Here is a 16,992-nt window from a genome sequence, read left to right on the forward strand (position 1 = left end):
GGCGCGTGCGGCGCGCACCGCGAGCAGCGGCGCGCGCACCGAGGCGACGCCCAGCGCCAGCGCCGCGGCGCACAGCGCCTGCACGACGCCGTCGCCGACGCGCACGCGCGGCAGCCGCGCGCGCGCCGCGCCGATGTCGTCACGGGTCCACGGCAGCGGCAGCGCGTCGTCGCGCGGCGAGCGCGGCGGCAGCGCCGGCGCGAACGCCAGCCGTTCGCGCAGCGCCGCCGGCGTGCGCTCGTCGTCGGTGAGCCCTTCGTCGAGCGCGACGACGCCGATGCGCGCCGCGCGCGCGAGCGACAGCCCCTCGCGCTGCACCGTCACTTCGCCGTGGTCGAGCACGGCGGCGACGCGCGCCGCGGTGTCGGCGCCGAGCCGCTCGGCCATCGCGAGCACGGCGATGCCACCATCGGCGTCGGCCAGCACGCCGCGCTGCGCGACCGGGCGCCCGGCGGCCAGCGTCGCGGCGAGATCGAGGCCACCGAGCAGCCGGTCGTCGGCGATGCCCAACGGCACGCGCCGCACCGGGGCGTCGGCCGGCAGCAGCGCACGCAGCGCCGCGAGCCAGTCGTCGCGCGCCGCACCGGCCGGCGCGCGCAGCACGGCGCCGCCGAGGCCGGCCGGATCGACGGCGAGCAGCGCGGCCGCGGCAAGCGCGTCGACGCGCTGCGCCTCGACCGCCGCCGACGCCGGCACGGCGCTCATGTCGCGGCCGGCGCGGGCTCGAAGAGCTCGGCCACCGCGCGCTCGACGCGCGTCGACGAGCCGGTGTCGTCGAGCGGGTCGCGGCGCAGGCGGTGGCGCAGCGCCGGCGGTGCGACGCGCTTGAGGTGCGCGTCGCCGACTTCGGCATCACCTTCGAGCGCGGCGAGCGCGCGCGCGGCGCGGATCAGCGTGAGTTCGCCGCGCAGCCCGTCGGTGCCGAGCGCCATGCACAGCTGCGCGGCGCGCTCGAGCGCGGCGTCGCCGACCTTGACGTGGGCCAGCCGCTCGCGCGCGCCGACGATGCGCCGGCGCAGCTTGTCCTCTTCCTTCTTCCACGCGGCGGCGAACGCGGCCGGGTCGCGCTCGAAGTCGTCGCGCCGGCGCACGACCTGCACGCGCGTCGCGAGGTCGCCCGGCGTGCGCACCTCGACCGACAGGCCGAAGCGGTCGAGCAGCTGCGGGCGCAGCTCGCCCTCCTCCGGGTTGCCGCTGCCGACCAGCACGAAGCGCGCCGGGTGGCGCACGCTCAGGCCTTCGCGCTCGACGACGTTCTCGCCCGACGCGGCGACGTCGATCAGCAGGTCCACGAGGTGGTCCTCGAGCAGGTTGACCTCGTCGATGTAGAGAAAGCCGCGGTGCGCGCGCGCGAGCAGCCCCGGCTCGAACGCCTTGACGCCGTGCGCGAGCGCGCGCTCGAGGTCGAGCGCGCCGACGACGCGGTCCTCGGTGGCGCCCAGCGGCAGGTCGACGACCGGCACCGGGATGCGCTCCGTCTTCGGCTTGCCCTTGTCCTTGAGCTTCGGGCAGTCGTCGCAGCGGTGCGTCGTGTCGGCCGGATCGCAGTGCCAGCGGCAGCCGGCGACGGCGACCATCGGCGGCAGCAGCGCCGCGAGCGCGCGCACCGCCGTGCTCTTGCCGGTGCCGCGGTCGCCGAAGACGAGCACGCCGCCGACGCTCGGGTCGACGGCGGCGATCAGGATCGCGAGCTTCATCTCGTCCTGGCCGACGATGGCGGAAAAAGGAAACGGGATGGCCATGGGCTGCGACGGCGAGTGAGCGGGTCAGTATGTCATCGCACTGCCGCCGCGCGCCGCTGCAGCCAGCGCCGGCGCAGCTCGACGGCATGCAGCACGCCGGCGGCGGCGAGCCAGCCGAGTGCGACGGCGTCGAAGCCGTCGCCGACGCTGCGGCGCAGCGCGAGCATCAGCGCGAGGCCCGACAGCAGGTGCCACAGGTAGTCGACCGGCGCGAGTCCGCGGCCGGTGGCGCGGTGGTACAGCGCCAGCGCCAGCCCCTCGACGACCGCGAGCACGACGATGGCGTCGATCAGCCGGGGCGCGAACGCGGCGATGTCGCCCACCGCTCAGCCCCCGAACGGCGCGTTGAGCGACACCGTCGCCGCGTTCAGCGCGCCAGCGTACGCGACCCAGACGAGGTACGGCGCCAGCAGCCACTCGCGCGCCGCACGGCCGGGCGCGTCGTGCCAGGCCCACACGCCGGCCACCGCGGTCAGCGAGAAGATCAGCGTCCACGCCGGCCCGAAGGCCCAGTCGGGCGGCTTCCACGCCGGCTGGTGCAGCGCGTAGTACCAGTCGCCGAGGTCGGTGCTGATCGCGCCGAGCACCGCCACCGCGACCGCCGCGGCGGCGGCCACCGCGACCGGCTTCCAGCGCCCGCGCGCCGTCATACCCGCGCCAGGCCGAGCAGGTGCGCCATGTCCTTGAAGAAGATGCGCACGTGCGCCATCGGCTTCTTGCGCACCAGCTGCTTGTTCATGTAGGCGTCGAAAGTCAGCGTCTGCACGTCCTTGTCCTTGCAGATGCTGACGAAGCGCTCGCGCCGCTTGTCCGACGAGTACCAGAAGTGCTGCATGATGCCCAGCACCCAGAACACGCGCCCGTGGGCCTTCATGAAACGCTTGCGCGCCTGCGCCAGCGCGCGCGCGTCGCCGGTGGCCAGCATCTCGTCGACGGCCTGCGCGGCGAGCTGGCCGCCGTACATCGCGTAGTAGATGCCCTCGCCCGACGCCGGCGCGACGACGCCGGCGGCATCGCCGGCGAGCACGACGTCGCGGCCGTTGTCCCAGCGCGGCAGCGGCTTCAGCGGAATCGGCGCCCCCTCGCGGCGCAGCGTCTCGGCGCCGGCCAGGCCCGAGGCCTCGCGCAGCGTGGCCACCGCGCCGCGCAGCGAGAAGCCCTTCGCGGCGCTGCCGGTGCCGATCGACAGCGTCTCGCCGTGCGGGAACACCCAGCCGTAGAAGTCCGGCGACAGCGAGCCGCGGTAGACGACGTCGCAGCGCGAGCCGTCGTAGCCGTCGGGCGGCACGTCGGGCTTGCGCACGATCTCGTGGTACGCCGAGACGTACGTCGTCTTCTCGGCGACGTCGGGCAGCGCCTGGCGCGCGACGGCCGACTTCGCGCCGTCGGCGCCGATCACGGCGCGCGTGCGCACGAAAGCCGGCACCGTCTCGTCCTTCGCGCCGACGCGCTGGCGAAAGCGCACGACGGCGGTGCCGTCGGCGTCGCGATCCAGGCGCTCGAAAGTCCCCGTCACGCGCACGGCGCCCGCCGCGGCGGCGCGCCGGCGCAGCCACTCGTCGAATACCTCGCGGTCGACCATGCCGACGAAGCCGTTGTCGATCGGGATGTCGACGCGCGCGTCGCTCGGCGACACCATCCGCGCCGAGCGCGCCTTGGCCACCAGCAGCTCGTCGGGAATCGCGAAGTCGCGGATCAGCCGCGGCGGGATCGCGCCGCCGCACGGCTTGATGCGCCCGGCACGGTCGAGCAGCAGCACGCGCCGTCCGGCCTGCGCGAGCTCGTGCGCCGCCGTGGCGCCGGCCGGTCCACCACCGACGACGACGGCATCGAAGGTTTCGTTCGCATCCATGCTGCTAGCTCCTGTCGATGCCGGCCGCGGCTAGCCGGGCCGGCGCCGGCTGCGTCACCGTGGCGGCGGGCCGGCCGACGCGCCACGCGAGCACCGCGGCGATGCCGAACAGCAGCGCCTCGGCGAAGAACACGGCCCCGTACGCCGACACCGGCGAGCCGACGAGCCAGCGCATCGCGTCGCTCGCGCCGGCGCCGGCCAGCCCGCCCAGGCCGAACGCGATCGCCTGCGCGGCGCCCCACAGCCCCATGCGCGTGCCCTCGCGCTGCGCGCGGCCGTCGCCGGCCATGCGCATCATCGACGCGATCGCGGCGATCGAGAACGCACCGTTGGCCGCGCCGAGCACGAACACGTTCAGGCGCAGCGGCCAGCCCGGGCCCGCGACGCCGCCGACGACGAGCCCAAGCAGCGCCGCACCCGACACGAGGCAGCCGCCGACCGTCCACAAGCGCAGCGAGGCCAGCCACGCCGGCAGGTGACGCTGCCCGAGCGGCCCGCCGGCCAGCGCGACGACGACCATGCCGAGCAGCACACCGCCGTGCTGCACGCCCGACAGCTGTGTCGACTCGCCGGGCGTGAAGCCGAACACGAGCCCTGCGAACGGCTCGAGGATCAGGTCCTGCGCGCTGAACGCGAGCATCGAGACGAAGACGAACACCGTGAAGCGCCGCGCCGCCGGCTCGGCCCACACCTGCGCGAGCGCGGTGCGGAAGTCGACCCGCTCGCGCGGCGCCACGGCCACGTCGGCCGGGCCGACCCCGCGTCCCTCGACGCCGGCGAGCGCGAGCAGCGTGACCGCCATCGCCACGAGCGACACGCCGCCGCTGACGGCCAGCAGCCGGGCGGGCGAGTACGGGTCGAGCAGCTTGCCGGCCACGCCGGCGGTGAGCGCGAAGCCGACGATCATCATCACCCACACGACGGTGGCCGCCGGCGCGCGCCGTGCCGCGTCGACGCGCTTGGCCAGCAGCACGAGCAGCGACGTGCCCGCGGCGCTGACGCCGACGCCGATCAGTGCAAACGCGAGCACCGCCAGCGCGATGCCGGCCGTGCGGTCGGTGCCCATCCACGCCACCGCGACGGCGGCGAGGAAGCCGCCGGCGGCCAGCACCGCCATGCCGCCGACGATCCACGGCGTGCGGCGCCCGCCGACGTCGCAGCCGTAGCCCATGCGCGGGCGCAGCATCTGCAGCAGGTGGTGCAGCACGACGAGCAGCCCGGGCAGCAGCGCCGGCAGCGCCAGCTCGACGACCATCACGCGGTTGAGCGTCGACGTCGTCAGCACGACGACGGCGCCCAGCGACAGCTGCACCAGCCCCAGGCGCACGATGCCGAGCCAGCCCAGCGGCGTCATGTCAGCTCCCGCCGCCCGAGCGCAGCGCGAACGCGCTCGCGAGCATGCCGATCACGTACAGCGTCACGCCCAGGCCGCTGTACGCCACGGCGCGGCGGCGCGGGTCGTCGAGGAAGCGGTCCATCAGCGCCAGCTGCAGCAGCAGCAGGCCGCCGACCGCGAGCGCGTGGCCGGTGTGCCCCCAGCCGATCAGCAGCAGCACGACGGCCAGCTGCGCCAGCGCCATGAACCAGCACGCGACCTTGGCCGCGCCCATCACGCCCAGGCGCACCGGCAGCGACTGCACGCCCATCTGGCGGTCGCCCTCGATGGCCTTGAAGTCGTTGAGCGTCATGATGCCGTGCGCGCCGGCGCTGTACAGCGCGGCGAGCAGGATCGAGTGCGGGTGCGGCATCGCGCCGCCGGCCATCACGGCCGAGCCGGTGAACCATGCCAGCCCCTCGTACGACACCGCGCACGCGGCGTTGCCCCACCAGCCGTTGTTCTTCAGCCGAAACGGCGGCATGCTGTACATCCACGCCAGGACCAGCCCGAGCACGGCCGCCCCGAAGCCCCACGGCCCCAGCAGCGTGGCCACCGCGAGCGACAGGCCGGTCCACAGGAGCGCGATGTACAGGCCCCAGCGCCCCGGGATGCGGCCCGACGGAATCGGGCGCCGCGGCTCGTTGATCGCGTCGACGTGGCGGTCGAACCAGTCGTTGACGGCCTGGCTCGTGCCGCACACCAGCGGCCCGGCGAGCACGATGCCGATCACGATCAGCCCCCATCGCCCCTGCGCAGGCACACCCGAGGCCACCACGCCGCAGCCGAAAGCCCACATCGGCGGGAACCAGGTGATGGGCTTGAGGAGCTGGACAACGGCCGACGGGGCGGGAAACGGCATCGCCCCGATCTTGACGCTGACAACCCAGAGCGTCAATCGTTGTTGACACTGCCGCTGACGCCGCGTCAAGGCGGCCAGACGGACGGCGCGCGCCGGGCCGCCGCCGCGCGGCTATTCCTCGCTGTCGGAGGTCAGGTCGCCGAGTTCGTAGCGCCGCATCTTGACGTACAGGCTCTGGCGCGACAGCCCGAGCATCTCGGCCGCCGAGGCGCGGTTGTCGTTGGTCAGCTGCAGCGCCGCCTCGATGCACAGCTGCTCGATCAGGTCGGTCGTGTCGCGCACGATCTCCTTGAGCGGCACGCGACCGACGAGCTCGGTCATCTGCCCGACCGACCGTGGCAGCTCGCGCGCGCCGCGCCCTTCGGCACCACCGGCCGGCAGGCGCAGCCCGACGTCGCGGATCACGAAACCCAGGCAGGGCGGGTCGACCCCTTCGACCGCGACCGCCGAGACCTCGACCTCGACGGTCGAGCCGACGGCGCCGCGCAGCTGCGTTGCGAACAGGCGCACGACGCCGCTGCTGCGCAGCGTCGTGATCAGCACGCTCATCTCGACGCCGGTGCGCCCGAGCCAGGTGCCCAGCAGCTGCCCGCGCACCTGCTCCTCGCTGTTGAGCTGCGCCAGGTCGAGGAAGGCGCGATTGGCGCTCAGCACGCGACCGTCGGCGTCGGTGACGACGAAGCCGTCGGGCGCGACTTCCATCAGGCGCGCGAGCATCAGGTGACTCTCGTCCTCGGGCGCCGCGCCGGCGTTGGCCGTCGGCGACACGCGCACGAGGAAGTGCGAGGTCTTCTCCTGGCGGAACAGCGACAGCGACACCAGCACTTCGCGCCCGTCGGCCAGGCGCGCGCGCTGCTGGTCGCCGCGGCCGGTGGCCCGCACGGCGGCCAGCGTCGCCTGCAGCGTAGCCGCCGTCTCGGGCTCGAAACTCTCCGGCAGCGTCCAGCCCGAGCGGCGCAGCGCATCGCCGAACAGCCGGCTGGCGGCCGGGTTGGCCTCTTCGAGGCGCAGCGTCGACGCGTCGAGAACCAGCACGGCCTCCGAGGCGACCTGGAACAGCAGCCGGTAGCGCGTCTCCATGTGACGCAGGCGCCAGTAGTCGCGCTCCATCGTCTGCTGCGCCTTGACCAGGCGCTGCTGCAGCGCGACGTTGGCGCGCAAATCGCGTGCGAATGCCATGCGCCGCCCGACGGCCGCGGCACGCGCGCCAGCGCGCGGCAGCGACACCGCGGTGTACATCAGCGGCAGATCGGGAGCGCCGCCGGGCTGCGGATGGTTGATGTGGCGCCACTTCGGCGCCGTGCGTGCCGCCGCCGACTCGGCCAGCAGCGCCTCGACTTTCGGCCGGCTCTCGGCCGTGACGGTCTGCACCCACGGCTTGCCGATCCAGGCACGGCAGTCGACGTCGAGCCCCTCGCCGGAGCACGCGAAGTCGACGATCACGCCGTCGTCGTCGAGGATCAGCGCGATGTCGGCCGCGGCGGCGATGACGGCGGCGGCGGTGGTGGCATCGAGGTCACCGAGGGCATGGGCGGGCGCGTCGAAAGCTTTCATGAGGGGGACTTCCGTCCGCGCTGCGACATCTTCACTTCCTCGGCGGTCGGGGGTTTTGCAACTCCAAGTTCCTAATTTTGCATGCCATGGCGGCTGACGATTCGCTCGGCCATCGCCGGCGCGTGACGTCCGTCGGCGGCATACAGGTCGGCGCCCACGCGCTGCACCACCTCGGGCCGTTGGCCGAGCAGCGGCCCGCCGACCATGACCACGACGTGGCCGTTGCGGCTGGCCTGTCGCACCGCCGCGATGCACTCGGCCAGCCGATCGACGTGGCCGTCGTGTCCGAGCGAGAAGCCGACGACGTCGTACCACTCGCTGCCCACCAGCGCCGCGGCGTCTTCGCCGTTCTCCCACGGACCGCCGGTGACGTCCCAGCCGGCACGGCGGAAGAACTCGGCGACCATCACGAGCCCGAAGGTGTGCTGCTCGCCCGGGCTGGGCAGCAGCAGGATGCGACGGTCGAGCTCGCGTGCCGCGCCGGCTGCGGCGGGCAGCGCGAGCTGCGCACTCGTCTCGCGGAGGACGCGCTGCAGCCGCCCGAGCCCGAGCGTCACCTCGGTGAAGTCGCACAAGTCCTGGTTCCACAACTCGCCCAAGTAGCGCGCGGTGGGTGCCAGCAGGTCGTGAAAGACGGCCTCGACCGCCACCCCACGCGCGAGCAGCGTCTCGACGCAGGCCTGCGCGGCATCCTCGTCCGACTCGAGCACGAGGCGCGCGAACTCCTCGACGTCGTGGGCGCCGAGCGCCGGACCGTCGAGCGAGACCGTCGGGCACGTCGGCGCACCGCGGTGCGCCATCATCAGGCGCGGGATGATCTCGTGCTCGATCGCCTGCGCGAGCCGCGCCAGGCGCCGGTCCGCGTCTGACGGCGCGTGCGGGCCAGGCACGGCGGCGGATCCCTCGGCGGCCACGACACCCTGACCGCCCGGGCCCCTGTCTGTGTCGGTTTGCCTCTGTGCGGGAGGTGCGCCTCGGACCGAACGTTCCATCTGCTCCCTCCGTGCGAAGTACGAGAGCAGCGCCCCTGCCAACCGTGCCGGCCACGCCTTGGCACGCGAACGAAACGCGCTCCCGAGAGGCTTGCGATGGACAGCTCGGTCTGTGATCTCACCCGCCGTGCTCACCGTCCACGCTCCGTGCGGTTCTACAGGCGACCCGGCACGCAGTCAACCGGCACGACCCTCCGCCCGCCGGGAGTCGAGCCACTGCCCCTGCCGCGCGGATCCGCATGGCATTGACTGCCCCATGCCGGCTCCACCGGTTCGAACCATCATCCGCAATCGCGCCGGGGCTGTCAAGCTTTCTTTACGTCTAGACTGATTGACAGCCCGCGGGTGCCGGTCTAGATTCGACCCCGCGGGTGATCGTCTCGCCCGACGAGGAAGTCGATGGCACGAGCCAGGCCCCGAGCAACCGTTGCGCGGACCCTGTACACCGCCGAGGAGCGCCGCCGGCGTGACGAGAGTGGCTGGACCGTCGTCCAAGGCATCCTGGCGCCGGTGCAGTTCGCCGTCTTCGTGGTCAGCCTCGCGCTGGTGCTGCGCTTCGTCGCCACCGGCGAGGGCTATGCGGCCGCCACGTGGTCGATCGTCGTCAAGACGATGCTGCTGTACGCGATCATGGTCACCGGCTGCATCTGGGAGAAGGTCGTGTTCGGGCGCTATCTGTTCGCGCCGGCCTTCTACTGGGAAGACGTGTTCAGCATGCTGGTGCTCGCGCTGCACACGGCCTACCTCGTCGCGCTGGCCACCGGCTGGCTCTCGCCGATGCAGCAGATGGCGCTCGCGCTCGCGGCCTACGCCGCCTACGTGACCAACGCAACGCAGTTCCTGCTGAAGCTGCGCATGGCGCGCCTCGAGCACGCCCGCGAGCAGCAGGAGCGTGAGGCGCAGCAGCGCGGACTCGGCACCGCGGGAGCGGGCACGTGAGCGCCATGATCGCGCTGCAACCCGTGGGCGACGGCTGCGTCGACGCCCCGGTGCTGCGCGAGCGCGGCCAGCGCGAGGTGTTCTGCGGCCTCACCGGCATCATCTGGCTGCACCGCAAGATCCAGGACGCGTTCTTCCTCATCGTCGGCTCGCGCACCTGCGCGCACCTGATGCAGTCCGCCGCCGGCGTGATGATCTTCGCCGAGCCGCGCTTCGGCACCGCGATCATCGACGAGCGCGACCTCGCGGGGCTGGCCGACTGCAACGCCGAGCTCGACCGCGTCGTTGCGCGCCTGCTCGAGCGCCGGCCCGACATCCGGATGCTGTTCCTCGTCGGCTCGTGCCCGTCGGAGGTCATCAAGCTCGACCTGTCGCGCGCGGCGCAGCGCCTGAACGCTCGGTTCGCGCCGGCGGTGCGCGTGCTGAACTACTCCGGCAGCGGCATCGAGACGACGTTCACGCAGGGCGAGGACGCGTGCCTCGCCGCGCTCGCCGCCGAGCTGCCGGCCGAGACTGCCGGCGCGGCGCCGTCGCTGCTCGTCGTCGGCACGCTCGCCGACGTCGTCGAGGACCAGTTCGCGCGCCTGTTCGCGCAGCTCGACGTCGGCCCGGTGCGCTTCTTCCCGCCGCGCCGCTCGGGCGAACTGCCGGCGGTCGGCCCGAACACGCGCTTCCTGCTCGCGCAGCCCTTCCTCGCCGACACCGCGCGCGTGCTCGAGGCGCGCGGTGCGCAGCGGCTGGCGGCGCCCTTCCCGCTCGGCATCGAGGGCACGACGGCGTGGCTGCGCGCCGCGGCGCATCTGTTCGGCGTCGGTGCCGAACGCTTCGAGCACGTGACGACCCCCGGGCGCGAGCGCGCCGCAGTGGCACTCGCCTGTCACCGCCCGCGCCTCGAGGGCAAGCGCATCTTCTTCTTCCCCGACTCGCAGCTCGAGGTGCCGCTCGCGCGCTTCCTCGCGCGCGAGCTCGGCATGCAGCTCGTCGAGGTCGGCACGCCGTATCTGCACCGCCAGCACCTCGCCGACGAACTCGCATGGCTGCCTGCCGGCACTGCGCTGTCGGAGGGCCAGGACGTCGAGCGCCAGCTCGACCGCTGTCGCGCCGCGCGGCCCGACCTCGTCGTCTGCGGGCTCGGCCTCGCGAACCCGCTCGAGGCCGAGGGCCTGACGACGAAGTGGGCGATCGAGCTCGTGTTCACGCCGATCCACGGCTACGACCAGGCCGGCGACCTCGCCGAACTGTTCACGCGCCCGCTCGTGCGGCGCGACCTGCTGGCCGCGGCCTAGGAGCGCGACGGCGATGCAACTGGCCGTCTGGACCTACGAAGGCCCGCCGCACGTCGGCGCGATGCGCGTGGCCACCGGCATGAAGGGCCTGCACTACGTGCTGCACGCACCGCAGGGTGACACCTACGCCGACCTGCTGTTCACGATGATCGAGCGCCGCCCCGAGCGCCCGCCGGTGACCTACACCACGTTCCAGGCGCGCGACCTCGGCGGCGACACCGCCGAGCTGTTCAAGACCGCGGCGCGCGCGGCCTACGAGCGCTTCCGCCCGCAGGCGATGATCGTCGGCGCGTCGTGCACCGCCGAGCTGATCCAGGACGACCCCGGCGGCCTCGCGAAGGCGCTCGACCTGCCGGTGCCCGTCGTCCCGCTCGAGCTGCCGAGCTACCAGCGCAAGGAGAACTGGGGTGCCGCCGAGGCGTTCTACCAGCTCGTGCGTGCACTCGCCGGCCCGGCCGAACGCAAGGGTGCGAAGCGCGCCGCGCGCGAACCCGGCACGCGGCCGCGCTGCAACCTGCTCGGGCCGACGGCGCTGGGCTTCCGCCACCGCGACGACGTCGCCGAGATCACGAAGCTGCTCGCGCGCCTGGGCGTCGACGTCAACGTCGTCGCGCCGATGGGCGCGACGCCGGCCGACTTCGCGCGCCTGGGCGACGCCGACTTCAACGTCGTGCTCTACCCCGAGGTCGCGCACACCGCGGCGCAGTGGCTGCAGCGCAACTTCGGCCAGCCGGCGACGAAGACGGTGCCGATCGGGTTCGGTGCGACGCGCGACTTCGTGCGCGAGGTCGCCGAACTCGCCGGGGTCGACGCCTCGGCGGCGCTCGCCGACGCCACGGCGTCGCGCGCACCGTGGTACTCGAAGTCGGTCGACTCGACCTACCTGACCGGCAAGCGCGTCTTCGTCTTCGGCGACGCGACGCACGCGGTGGCCGCCGCGCGCGTGGCGACGCAGGAGATGGGCTTCACCGTCGTCGGCCTCGGCACCTACAGCCGCGAATTCGCGCGCGAGATCCGCGCCGCCGCGGCGCTGTACGGCGTCGAGCCGCTGATCACCGACGACTACCTCGAGGTCGAGGCCCGGGTCGCCGCGCTGCAGCCCGAGCTCGTGCTCGGCACGCAGATGGAGCGCCACATCGCCAAGCGCCTGGGCATCCCGTGCGCGGTGATCTCGGCGCCGGTGCACGTGCAGGACTTCCCGGCGCGCCACTCGCCGCAGATGGGGTTCGAAGGCGCCAACGTGCTGTTCGACACCTGGGTGCACCCGCTGATGATGGGGCTCGAGGAGCACCTGATCGGCATGTTCCGCGGTGACTTCGAGTTCCACGCCGACGCCGCGCCGTCGCACCTCGGGCGCGGTGCGCCGGCCGCGCGCAGCGAGCCTTCGCCGACGCCCCCCGCGGCCGCGCCGGCCGCGGCGTCGCTGGAGGCCTCGCAGACCGTCGCGCAAGCCCTCTGGACCGCCGAGGCCGAGCACGAGCTGAAGAAGATCCCGTTCTTCGTGCGCGGCAAGGCCCGGCGCAACACCGAGCGCTTCGCCGTCGAGCGCGGGCTGTCGACGATCACCCTCGACACGTTGTATGACGCCAAAGCGCACTTCAGCCCGCGCTGAGCCCGCGGTCGAGACCCGCGTCGTGCTCGTGACGATGGACAGCCACATCGTCAGCGCCGCGATGCGCGCGCAGCGCCGGCTGGCCCGGATGCTCCCCGGCCTCACGCTCGCGGTGCACGCGGCCAGCGAATGGGGCGACGACGAGCAGGCGCTCGAGCGCTGCCGCGCCGACATCGCGCACGGCGACATCGTGATCGCGACGATGCTGTTCATGGAGGAGCACTTCCTGCCGGTGCTGCCGGCGCTCGAGGCGCGACGCGACGCGTGCGACGCGATGGTGTGCGCGATGTGCGCCGGCGAAGTGACCAAGCTCACGCGCATGGGCAAGTTCGACATGTCGGCGCCCACGAGCCCGCTGATGGCGATGCTCAGGAAGCTGCGCGGCAGGAGCGGCGGCGAGAAGGAAGGCGCCGGCGCGGCGACGACCGGTGCGCGCCAGATGGCGATGCTGCGCCGCATCCCGCAGCTGCTGCGCTTCGTGCCGGGCACCGCGCAGGACGTGCGCGCCTATTTCCTGACGCTGCAGTACTGGCTCGCCGGCTCCGACGACAACATCACGCGGCTGGTGCACTTCCTCGTCGAGCGCTACGCCGACGGCCCGCGCAAGGTCTTGCGCGGCCTCGCCAGGCCGGAGCCGCCGGTCGAGTACCCCGAGGTCGGCGTCTACCACCCGCGCCTGGACGGCCGCATGGCCGAGCGCATCGACGCGCTGCCGCGCGTGGCCACCAGCGGCAAGCGCGGCACGGTGGGCGTGCTCGTGATGCGCTCGTACCTGCTGGCGGGCAACAGCGCGCACTACGACGGCGTCATCACCGCGCTCGAGGCGCGCGGGCTGCGCGTCGTCCCGGCGTTCGCCGGCGGACTCGACGCGCGCCCGGCGATCGAGCGCTTCTTCCTGCAAGACGGCCAGCCGGTGATCGACGCGCTGCTGTCGCTCACCGGTTTCTCGCTCGTCGGCGGCCCGGCGTACAACGACGCGCATGCCGCCGAGGAAACGCTCGCCAGGCTCGACGTGCCCTACGTCTCGGTGGCGCCGGTCGAGTTCCAGACGCTGCAGCAGTGGGGGGCGTCGGAGCGCGGCCTGATGCCGGTCGAGGCGACGATGATGGTCGCGATCCCCGAGCTCGACGGCTCGACGAGCCCGATGGTGTTCGGCGGCCGCGCCGACGCCGGCCACGCGCGCTGCACCGGCTGCGCCAGGGGCTGCACCTTCGACGAGGTCGACGGCACCCACGACATGCAGGTGTGCAGCGAGCGCGCCGACGCGCTGGCGGCACGCATCGCACGCCTCGTCGACCTGCGCCGCAGCGAGCGCGCGCAGCGCAGGGTCGCCTGCGTGCTGTTCAACTTCCCGCCCAACGCCGGCAACACCGGCACCGCGGCGTTCCTCGGCGTGTTCGAGTCGCTCTACAACACGCTGGCGGCGATGCGCGAGCGCGGCTACGTCGTCGACCTGCCGCCCAGCGTCGACGCGCTGCGCGAGCGCATCATCCACGGCAACGCGGAGCAGTTCGGCGCGCCGGCCAACGTGCACGCGCGCATCGCGGCCGACGACCACGTGCGGCGCGAGAAGTGGCTGAAGGAGATCGAAGCGCAGTGGGGCCCGGCGCCCGGGCGCCAGCTCAGCGACGGGCACTCGATCTGGGTGCTCGGCGAGCGCTTCGGCAACGTCTTCGTCGGCATCCAGCCGGCGATGGGCTACGAGGGCGACCCGATGCGGCTGCTGTTCGAGCGCGGCTTCGCGCCGACGCACGCATTCAGCGCGTTCTACCGCTGGCTGCGCGAGGACTTCAAGGCCGACGCCGTGCTGCACTTCGGCACGCACGGCGCGCTCGAGTTCATGCCCGGCAAGCAGTGCGGCCTGTCGGGCTCGTGCTGGCCCGAGCGGCTGATCGGCGACTTGCCCAACGTCTACCTCTATGCGTCGAACAACCCGAGCGAGGGCACGATCGCCAAGCGCCGCGCCGCCGCGACGCTGGTCAGCTACCTGACGCCGCCGGTCGCGCAGGCCGGGCTCTACCGGGGGCTCGTCGACCTGAAAGCCTCGATCGAACGCTGGCGCGCGCTGCCGCCCGACGCCAGCCACGAGCGGCGCGAGATCGCGCTGCTGATCCAGGCGCAGGCGGCGGAGCTCGAGATGGCTGCGGCCGAGCCGACGTGGGACGATGACGTCGAGGCGCGCGTCGCGCAGCTCGCGCAGCAGGTGTTCGAGCTCGAGGTCACGCTGATCCCGCACGGGCTGCACGTCGTCGGCAAGGTCCCGAGCGAGGCCGAGCGCGTCGACATGCTGCTCGCGCTGGCCGAGGCCTCGCACGGCGCGCGCCCGCCGCGCGCGGCCGTCGAGGCGCTGGTCGCCGGCCGCACGCCCGAGCAGGCGCTCGCCGCCGCCGGTGACGACGAGGCGTCGCTCGACGTGCTGCGCGCGCTTGCCGACAGCGCCAGGCTGCTCGCCGAGGATCACGAGATCGACGGCATCCTGCGCGCGCTCGACGGCCGCTTCGTGCGTCCGGCGCCCGGCGGCGACCTGCTGCGCACGCCGCAGATCCTGCCCACCGGGCGCAACCTGCACGGTTTCGACCCGTTGCGCATCCCCAGCGCCTATGCGGTGCAGGACGGCGCTCGGCAGGCACAGCGCCTGCTCGACCGCCACGCCGCCGACGGCCACGCGCTGCCCGAGTCGGTCGCGCTCGTGCTGTGGGGCACCGACAACCTGAAGACCGAAGGTGCGCCGATCGCGCAGGCGCTGGCGCTGCTCGGCGCGCGCCCGCGCTTCGACGGCTACGGGCGGCTGGCCGGCGCCGAGCTGGTCCCGCTCGAGCAGCTCGGCCGCCCGCGCATCGACGTCGTGATCACGCTGTCGGGCATCTTCCGCGACCTGCTGCCCTTGCAGACCCGCCTGCTCGCCGAAGCGGCGTACCTCGCCGCCGCGGCCGACGAACCGCCCGAGCGCAACTTCGTGCGCAAACACGCGCTGGCGTACCAGGTCGAGCACGGCTGCGACCTCGAGACGGCGAGCCTGCGCGTGTTCGGCAACGCCGAGGGCGCCTACGGCTCGAACGTCAACTTCCTCGTCGACAACGGCCGCTGGAACGACGAGGACGAACTCGCCGAGACCTTTAGCCGCCGCAAGGGCTTCGCCTACGGCCGCAGCGGCAAGCCGCGCCAGCAGCCGGCACTGCTGCAGAGCGTGCTCGCCGGCGTGCAGCTCGCGTACCAGAACCTCGACTCGGTCGAGCTCGGCGTCACGACGATCGACACCTACTTCGACACGCTCGGCGGCATCAGCCGCGCGGTGCAGCGCGCCAAGCGCGAGCGGCTGGGCAACGGCGCCGCGCTCGCACCGGTGTACATCGGCGACCAGACGCGCGACGCCGACGGCACCGTGCGCACGCTCGCCGAGCAGGTCGCGCTCGAGACGCGCACGCGCATGCTCAACCCGAAGTGGTACGAGGGCCTGCTCGCACACGGCTACGAGGGCGTGCGCCAGATCGAGGTGCACCTGACGAACACGCTGGGCTGGTCGGCGACCACCGGTCAGGTCCAGCCGTGGGTCTACCAGCAGCTGACGCAGACCTTCGTGCTCGACCCGGTGATGCGCGAGCGCCTCGCGCGGCTGAACCCGGCCGCGTCGGCCAAGCTCGCGAGCCGCCTGCTCGAGGCCTGCGAGCGCCGGTACTGGCAGCCCGACGCGAAGACGCTCGACGCACTGCGCGAGGCCAACGAGGAACTCGAGGACCGCCTCGAGGGCGTGTACCAGGGAGCCGCCGCATGAACGTCGCCACCGTCGCGCTGGCCGATCTGAAGCGCACCGCCGCCAGCCCCGGACGCCGCCCCGACGGCGAAGGCAGCGTGCAGGTGCAGATGGATCCCAACCTGAAGATCGGCAACGCGAAGGTGTTCGCCGTCTACGGCAAGGGCGGCATCGGCAAGAGCACGACGTCGAGCAACCTGAGCGTCGCGTTCAGCAAGCTCGGCAAGCGCGTGCTGCAGATCGGCTGCGACCCGAAGCACGACAGCACGTTCACGCTGACCAAGAAGCTGATGCCCACCGTGATCGACGTGCTCGAGTCGGTCGACTTCCACGCCGAGGAGCTGCGCCCCGAGGACTTCGTCTGGGAGGGCTACCACGGCGTGATGTGCGTCGAAGCCGGCGGGCCGCCGGCGGGCACCGGCTGCGGCGGTTACGTCGTCGGCCAGACCGTCAAGCTGCTCAAGGAGCACCACCTGCTCGAGGACACCGACGTCGTGATCTTCGACGTCCTCGGCGACGTGGTCTGCGGCGGCTTCGCTGCGCCCTTGCAGCACGCCGACCGCGCGCTGATCGTGACTGCCAACGACTTCGACTCGATCTTCGCGATGAACCGCATCGTGCAGGCGATCGGCGCGAAGGCGAAGAACTACCACGTGCGCCTGGGTGGCGTGATCGCCAACCGCAGCGACGCGACCGACCAGATCGACAAGTTCAACGACCGCGTCGGCCTGAGCACGCTCGCGCGCTTCCCGGCGCTCGACGCGATCCGCCAGTCGCGGCTGAAGAAGGCCACGCTGTTCGAGATGGACCCCTCGCCCGAGGTCGAGGCGGTGCAGCAGGAGTACCTGCGTCTCGCCGCCCGCCTGTGGGCCGGCACCGACCCGATCGCACCCGCGGCACTGAAGGACCGCGAGATCTTCGACCTCCTGGGCTTCGACTGAGAGCGTGAGAGTTTTTCGTCCGCTGCCCTCGTGCTGGCATGTCTCTGGCTTGCTGTTGGGCATGAGCGATCCGACGCACCAAGACA

General features: G+C 73.0%; 13 protein-coding genes and 1 pseudogene. 5 read left to right on the plus strand and 9 right to left on the minus strand.

Annotated elements, in window-relative coordinates; all coding sequences use genetic code 11:
• The 9 genes and pseudogenes from MOJ79_RS17800 to MOJ79_RS17840 all read right to left on the minus strand — a co-directional run.
• A pseudogene (locus tag MOJ79_RS17800) lies at positions 1-705 on the minus strand (magnesium chelatase subunit D); the annotation flags it as partial.
• A complete protein-coding gene (bchI, locus tag MOJ79_RS17805) occupies positions 702-1,742 on the minus strand; it encodes a magnesium chelatase ATPase subunit I (protein ID WP_241925358.1) in 1,041 nt (346 codons plus the stop codon). The pseudogene MOJ79_RS17800 and the gene bchI, both read right to left, overlap by 4 nt.
• A gap of 32 nt (positions 1,743-1,774) precedes the next feature.
• Positions 1,775-2,065, minus strand: coding sequence for a hypothetical protein (locus MOJ79_RS17810; protein ID WP_241925359.1), 291 nt, complete (start codon positions 2,063-2,065; stop codon positions 1,775-1,777).
• Between the two features lie 3 nt (positions 2,066-2,068).
• A complete protein-coding gene (locus MOJ79_RS17815; protein WP_241925360.1) occupies positions 2,069-2,392 on the minus strand; it encodes a tryptophan-rich sensory protein in 324 nt (107 codons plus the stop codon).
• Complete coding sequence (locus MOJ79_RS17820) at positions 2,389-3,594, minus strand: geranylgeranyl diphosphate reductase (RefSeq protein WP_241925361.1); 1,206 nt, start codon at positions 3,592-3,594, stop codon at positions 2,389-2,391. Before MOJ79_RS17820 ends, MOJ79_RS17815 begins: the two co-directional genes overlap by 4 nt.
• Before the next feature lie 4 nt (positions 3,595-3,598).
• Positions 3,599-4,948: a BCD family MFS transporter gene (locus tag MOJ79_RS17825; RefSeq protein WP_241925362.1), complete on the minus strand. Its 1,350-nt coding sequence runs from the start codon at positions 4,946-4,948 to the stop codon at positions 3,599-3,601.
• A 1-nt stretch (position 4,949) separates the two neighbouring features.
• Positions 4,950-5,831, minus strand: a complete 882-nt coding sequence (gene chlG / locus MOJ79_RS17830) for a chlorophyll synthase ChlG (protein ID WP_241925363.1) — start codon at positions 5,829-5,831, stop codon at positions 4,950-4,952.
• 111 nt (positions 5,832-5,942) lie between these two features.
• A complete protein-coding gene (gene ppsR, locus MOJ79_RS17835; RefSeq protein WP_241925364.1) occupies positions 5,943-7,385 on the minus strand; it encodes a transcriptional regulator PpsR in 1,443 nt (480 codons plus the stop codon).
• A 71-nt stretch (positions 7,386-7,456) separates the two neighbouring features.
• Entirely contained in the window at positions 7,457-8,275 is an 819-nt protein-coding gene (locus tag MOJ79_RS17840; RefSeq protein ID WP_241925365.1) for a cobalamin B12-binding domain-containing protein, read from the minus strand.
• 501 nt (positions 8,276-8,776) lie between these two features.
• Here MOJ79_RS17840 and bchF point away from each other — a divergent pair.
• Genes bchF through bchL form a run of 5 tightly spaced genes read left to right on the plus strand, consistent with a single transcriptional unit; the run spans position 8,777 to position 16,906 of the window.
• Positions 8,777-9,316, plus strand: a complete 540-nt coding sequence (bchF, locus tag MOJ79_RS17845; RefSeq protein ID WP_241925366.1) for a 2-vinyl bacteriochlorophyllide hydratase — start codon at positions 8,777-8,779, stop codon at positions 9,314-9,316.
• Positions 9,317-9,321: 5 nt separating this feature from the next.
• Entirely contained in the window at positions 9,322-10,602 is a 1,281-nt protein-coding gene (locus MOJ79_RS17850) for a ferredoxin:protochlorophyllide reductase (ATP-dependent) subunit N (protein WP_241925370.1), read from the plus strand.
• A 13-nt stretch (positions 10,603-10,615) separates the two neighbouring features.
• The gene (gene bchB, locus MOJ79_RS17855; RefSeq protein WP_241925367.1) at positions 10,616-12,214 is read left to right on the plus strand and encodes a ferredoxin:protochlorophyllide reductase (ATP-dependent) subunit B; all 1,599 of its coding nucleotides are present in this window, start codon (positions 10,616-10,618) and stop codon (positions 12,212-12,214) included.
• Complete coding sequence (locus tag MOJ79_RS17860; RefSeq protein WP_259374566.1) at positions 12,183-15,986, plus strand: magnesium chelatase subunit H; 3,804 nt, start codon at positions 12,183-12,185, stop codon at positions 15,984-15,986. The genes bchB and MOJ79_RS17860 overlap by 32 nt, the downstream gene beginning before the upstream one ends.
• Positions 15,983-16,906, plus strand: coding sequence for a ferredoxin:protochlorophyllide reductase (ATP-dependent) iron-sulfur ATP-binding protein (bchL, locus tag MOJ79_RS17865; protein ID WP_241925369.1), 924 nt, complete (start codon positions 15,983-15,985; stop codon positions 16,904-16,906). Before MOJ79_RS17860 ends, bchL begins: the two co-directional genes overlap by 4 nt.
• Positions 16,907-16,992: the final 86 nt, after the last annotated feature.

Source organism: Calidifontimicrobium sp. SYSU G02091 (assembly GCF_022631395.1).
Lineage (GTDB): Bacteria > Pseudomonadota > Gammaproteobacteria > Burkholderiales > Burkholderiaceae_C > Calidifontimicrobium > Calidifontimicrobium sediminis.

Excerpts from the sequence above, each read along its gene's own strand:
- bchI (WP_241925358.1), bottom strand. The coding sequence starts at position 1,742 with ATGGCCATCCCGTTTCCTTTTTCCGCCATCGTCGGCCAGGACGAGATG.
- MOJ79_RS17815 (WP_241925360.1), bottom strand. The coding sequence starts at position 2,392 with ATGACGGCGCGCGGGCGCTGGAAGCCGGTCGCGGTGGCCGCCGCCGCG.
- MOJ79_RS17820 (WP_241925361.1), bottom strand. The coding sequence starts at position 3,594 with ATGGATGCGAACGAAACCTTCGATGCCGTCGTCGTCGGTGGTGGACCG.
- MOJ79_RS17825 (WP_241925362.1), bottom strand. The coding sequence starts at position 4,948 with ATGACGCCGCTGGGCTGGCTCGGCATCGTGCGCCTGGGGCTGGTGCAG.
- chlG (WP_241925363.1), bottom strand. The coding sequence starts at position 5,831 with ATGCCGTTTCCCGCCCCGTCGGCCGTTGTCCAGCTCCTCAAGCCCATC.
- ppsR (WP_241925364.1), bottom strand. The coding sequence starts at position 7,385 with ATGAAAGCTTTCGACGCGCCCGCCCATGCCCTCGGTGACCTCGATGCC.
- bchF (WP_241925366.1), top strand. The coding sequence starts at position 8,777 with ATGGCACGAGCCAGGCCCCGAGCAACCGTTGCGCGGACCCTGTACACC.
- MOJ79_RS17850 (WP_241925370.1), top strand. The coding sequence starts at position 9,322 with ATGATCGCGCTGCAACCCGTGGGCGACGGCTGCGTCGACGCCCCGGTG.
- bchB (WP_241925367.1), top strand. The coding sequence starts at position 10,616 with ATGCAACTGGCCGTCTGGACCTACGAAGGCCCGCCGCACGTCGGCGCG.
- MOJ79_RS17860 (WP_259374566.1), top strand. The coding sequence starts at position 12,183 with ATGACGCCAAAGCGCACTTCAGCCCGCGCTGAGCCCGCGGTCGAGACC.
- bchL (WP_241925369.1), top strand. The coding sequence starts at position 15,983 with ATGAACGTCGCCACCGTCGCGCTGGCCGATCTGAAGCGCACCGCCGCC.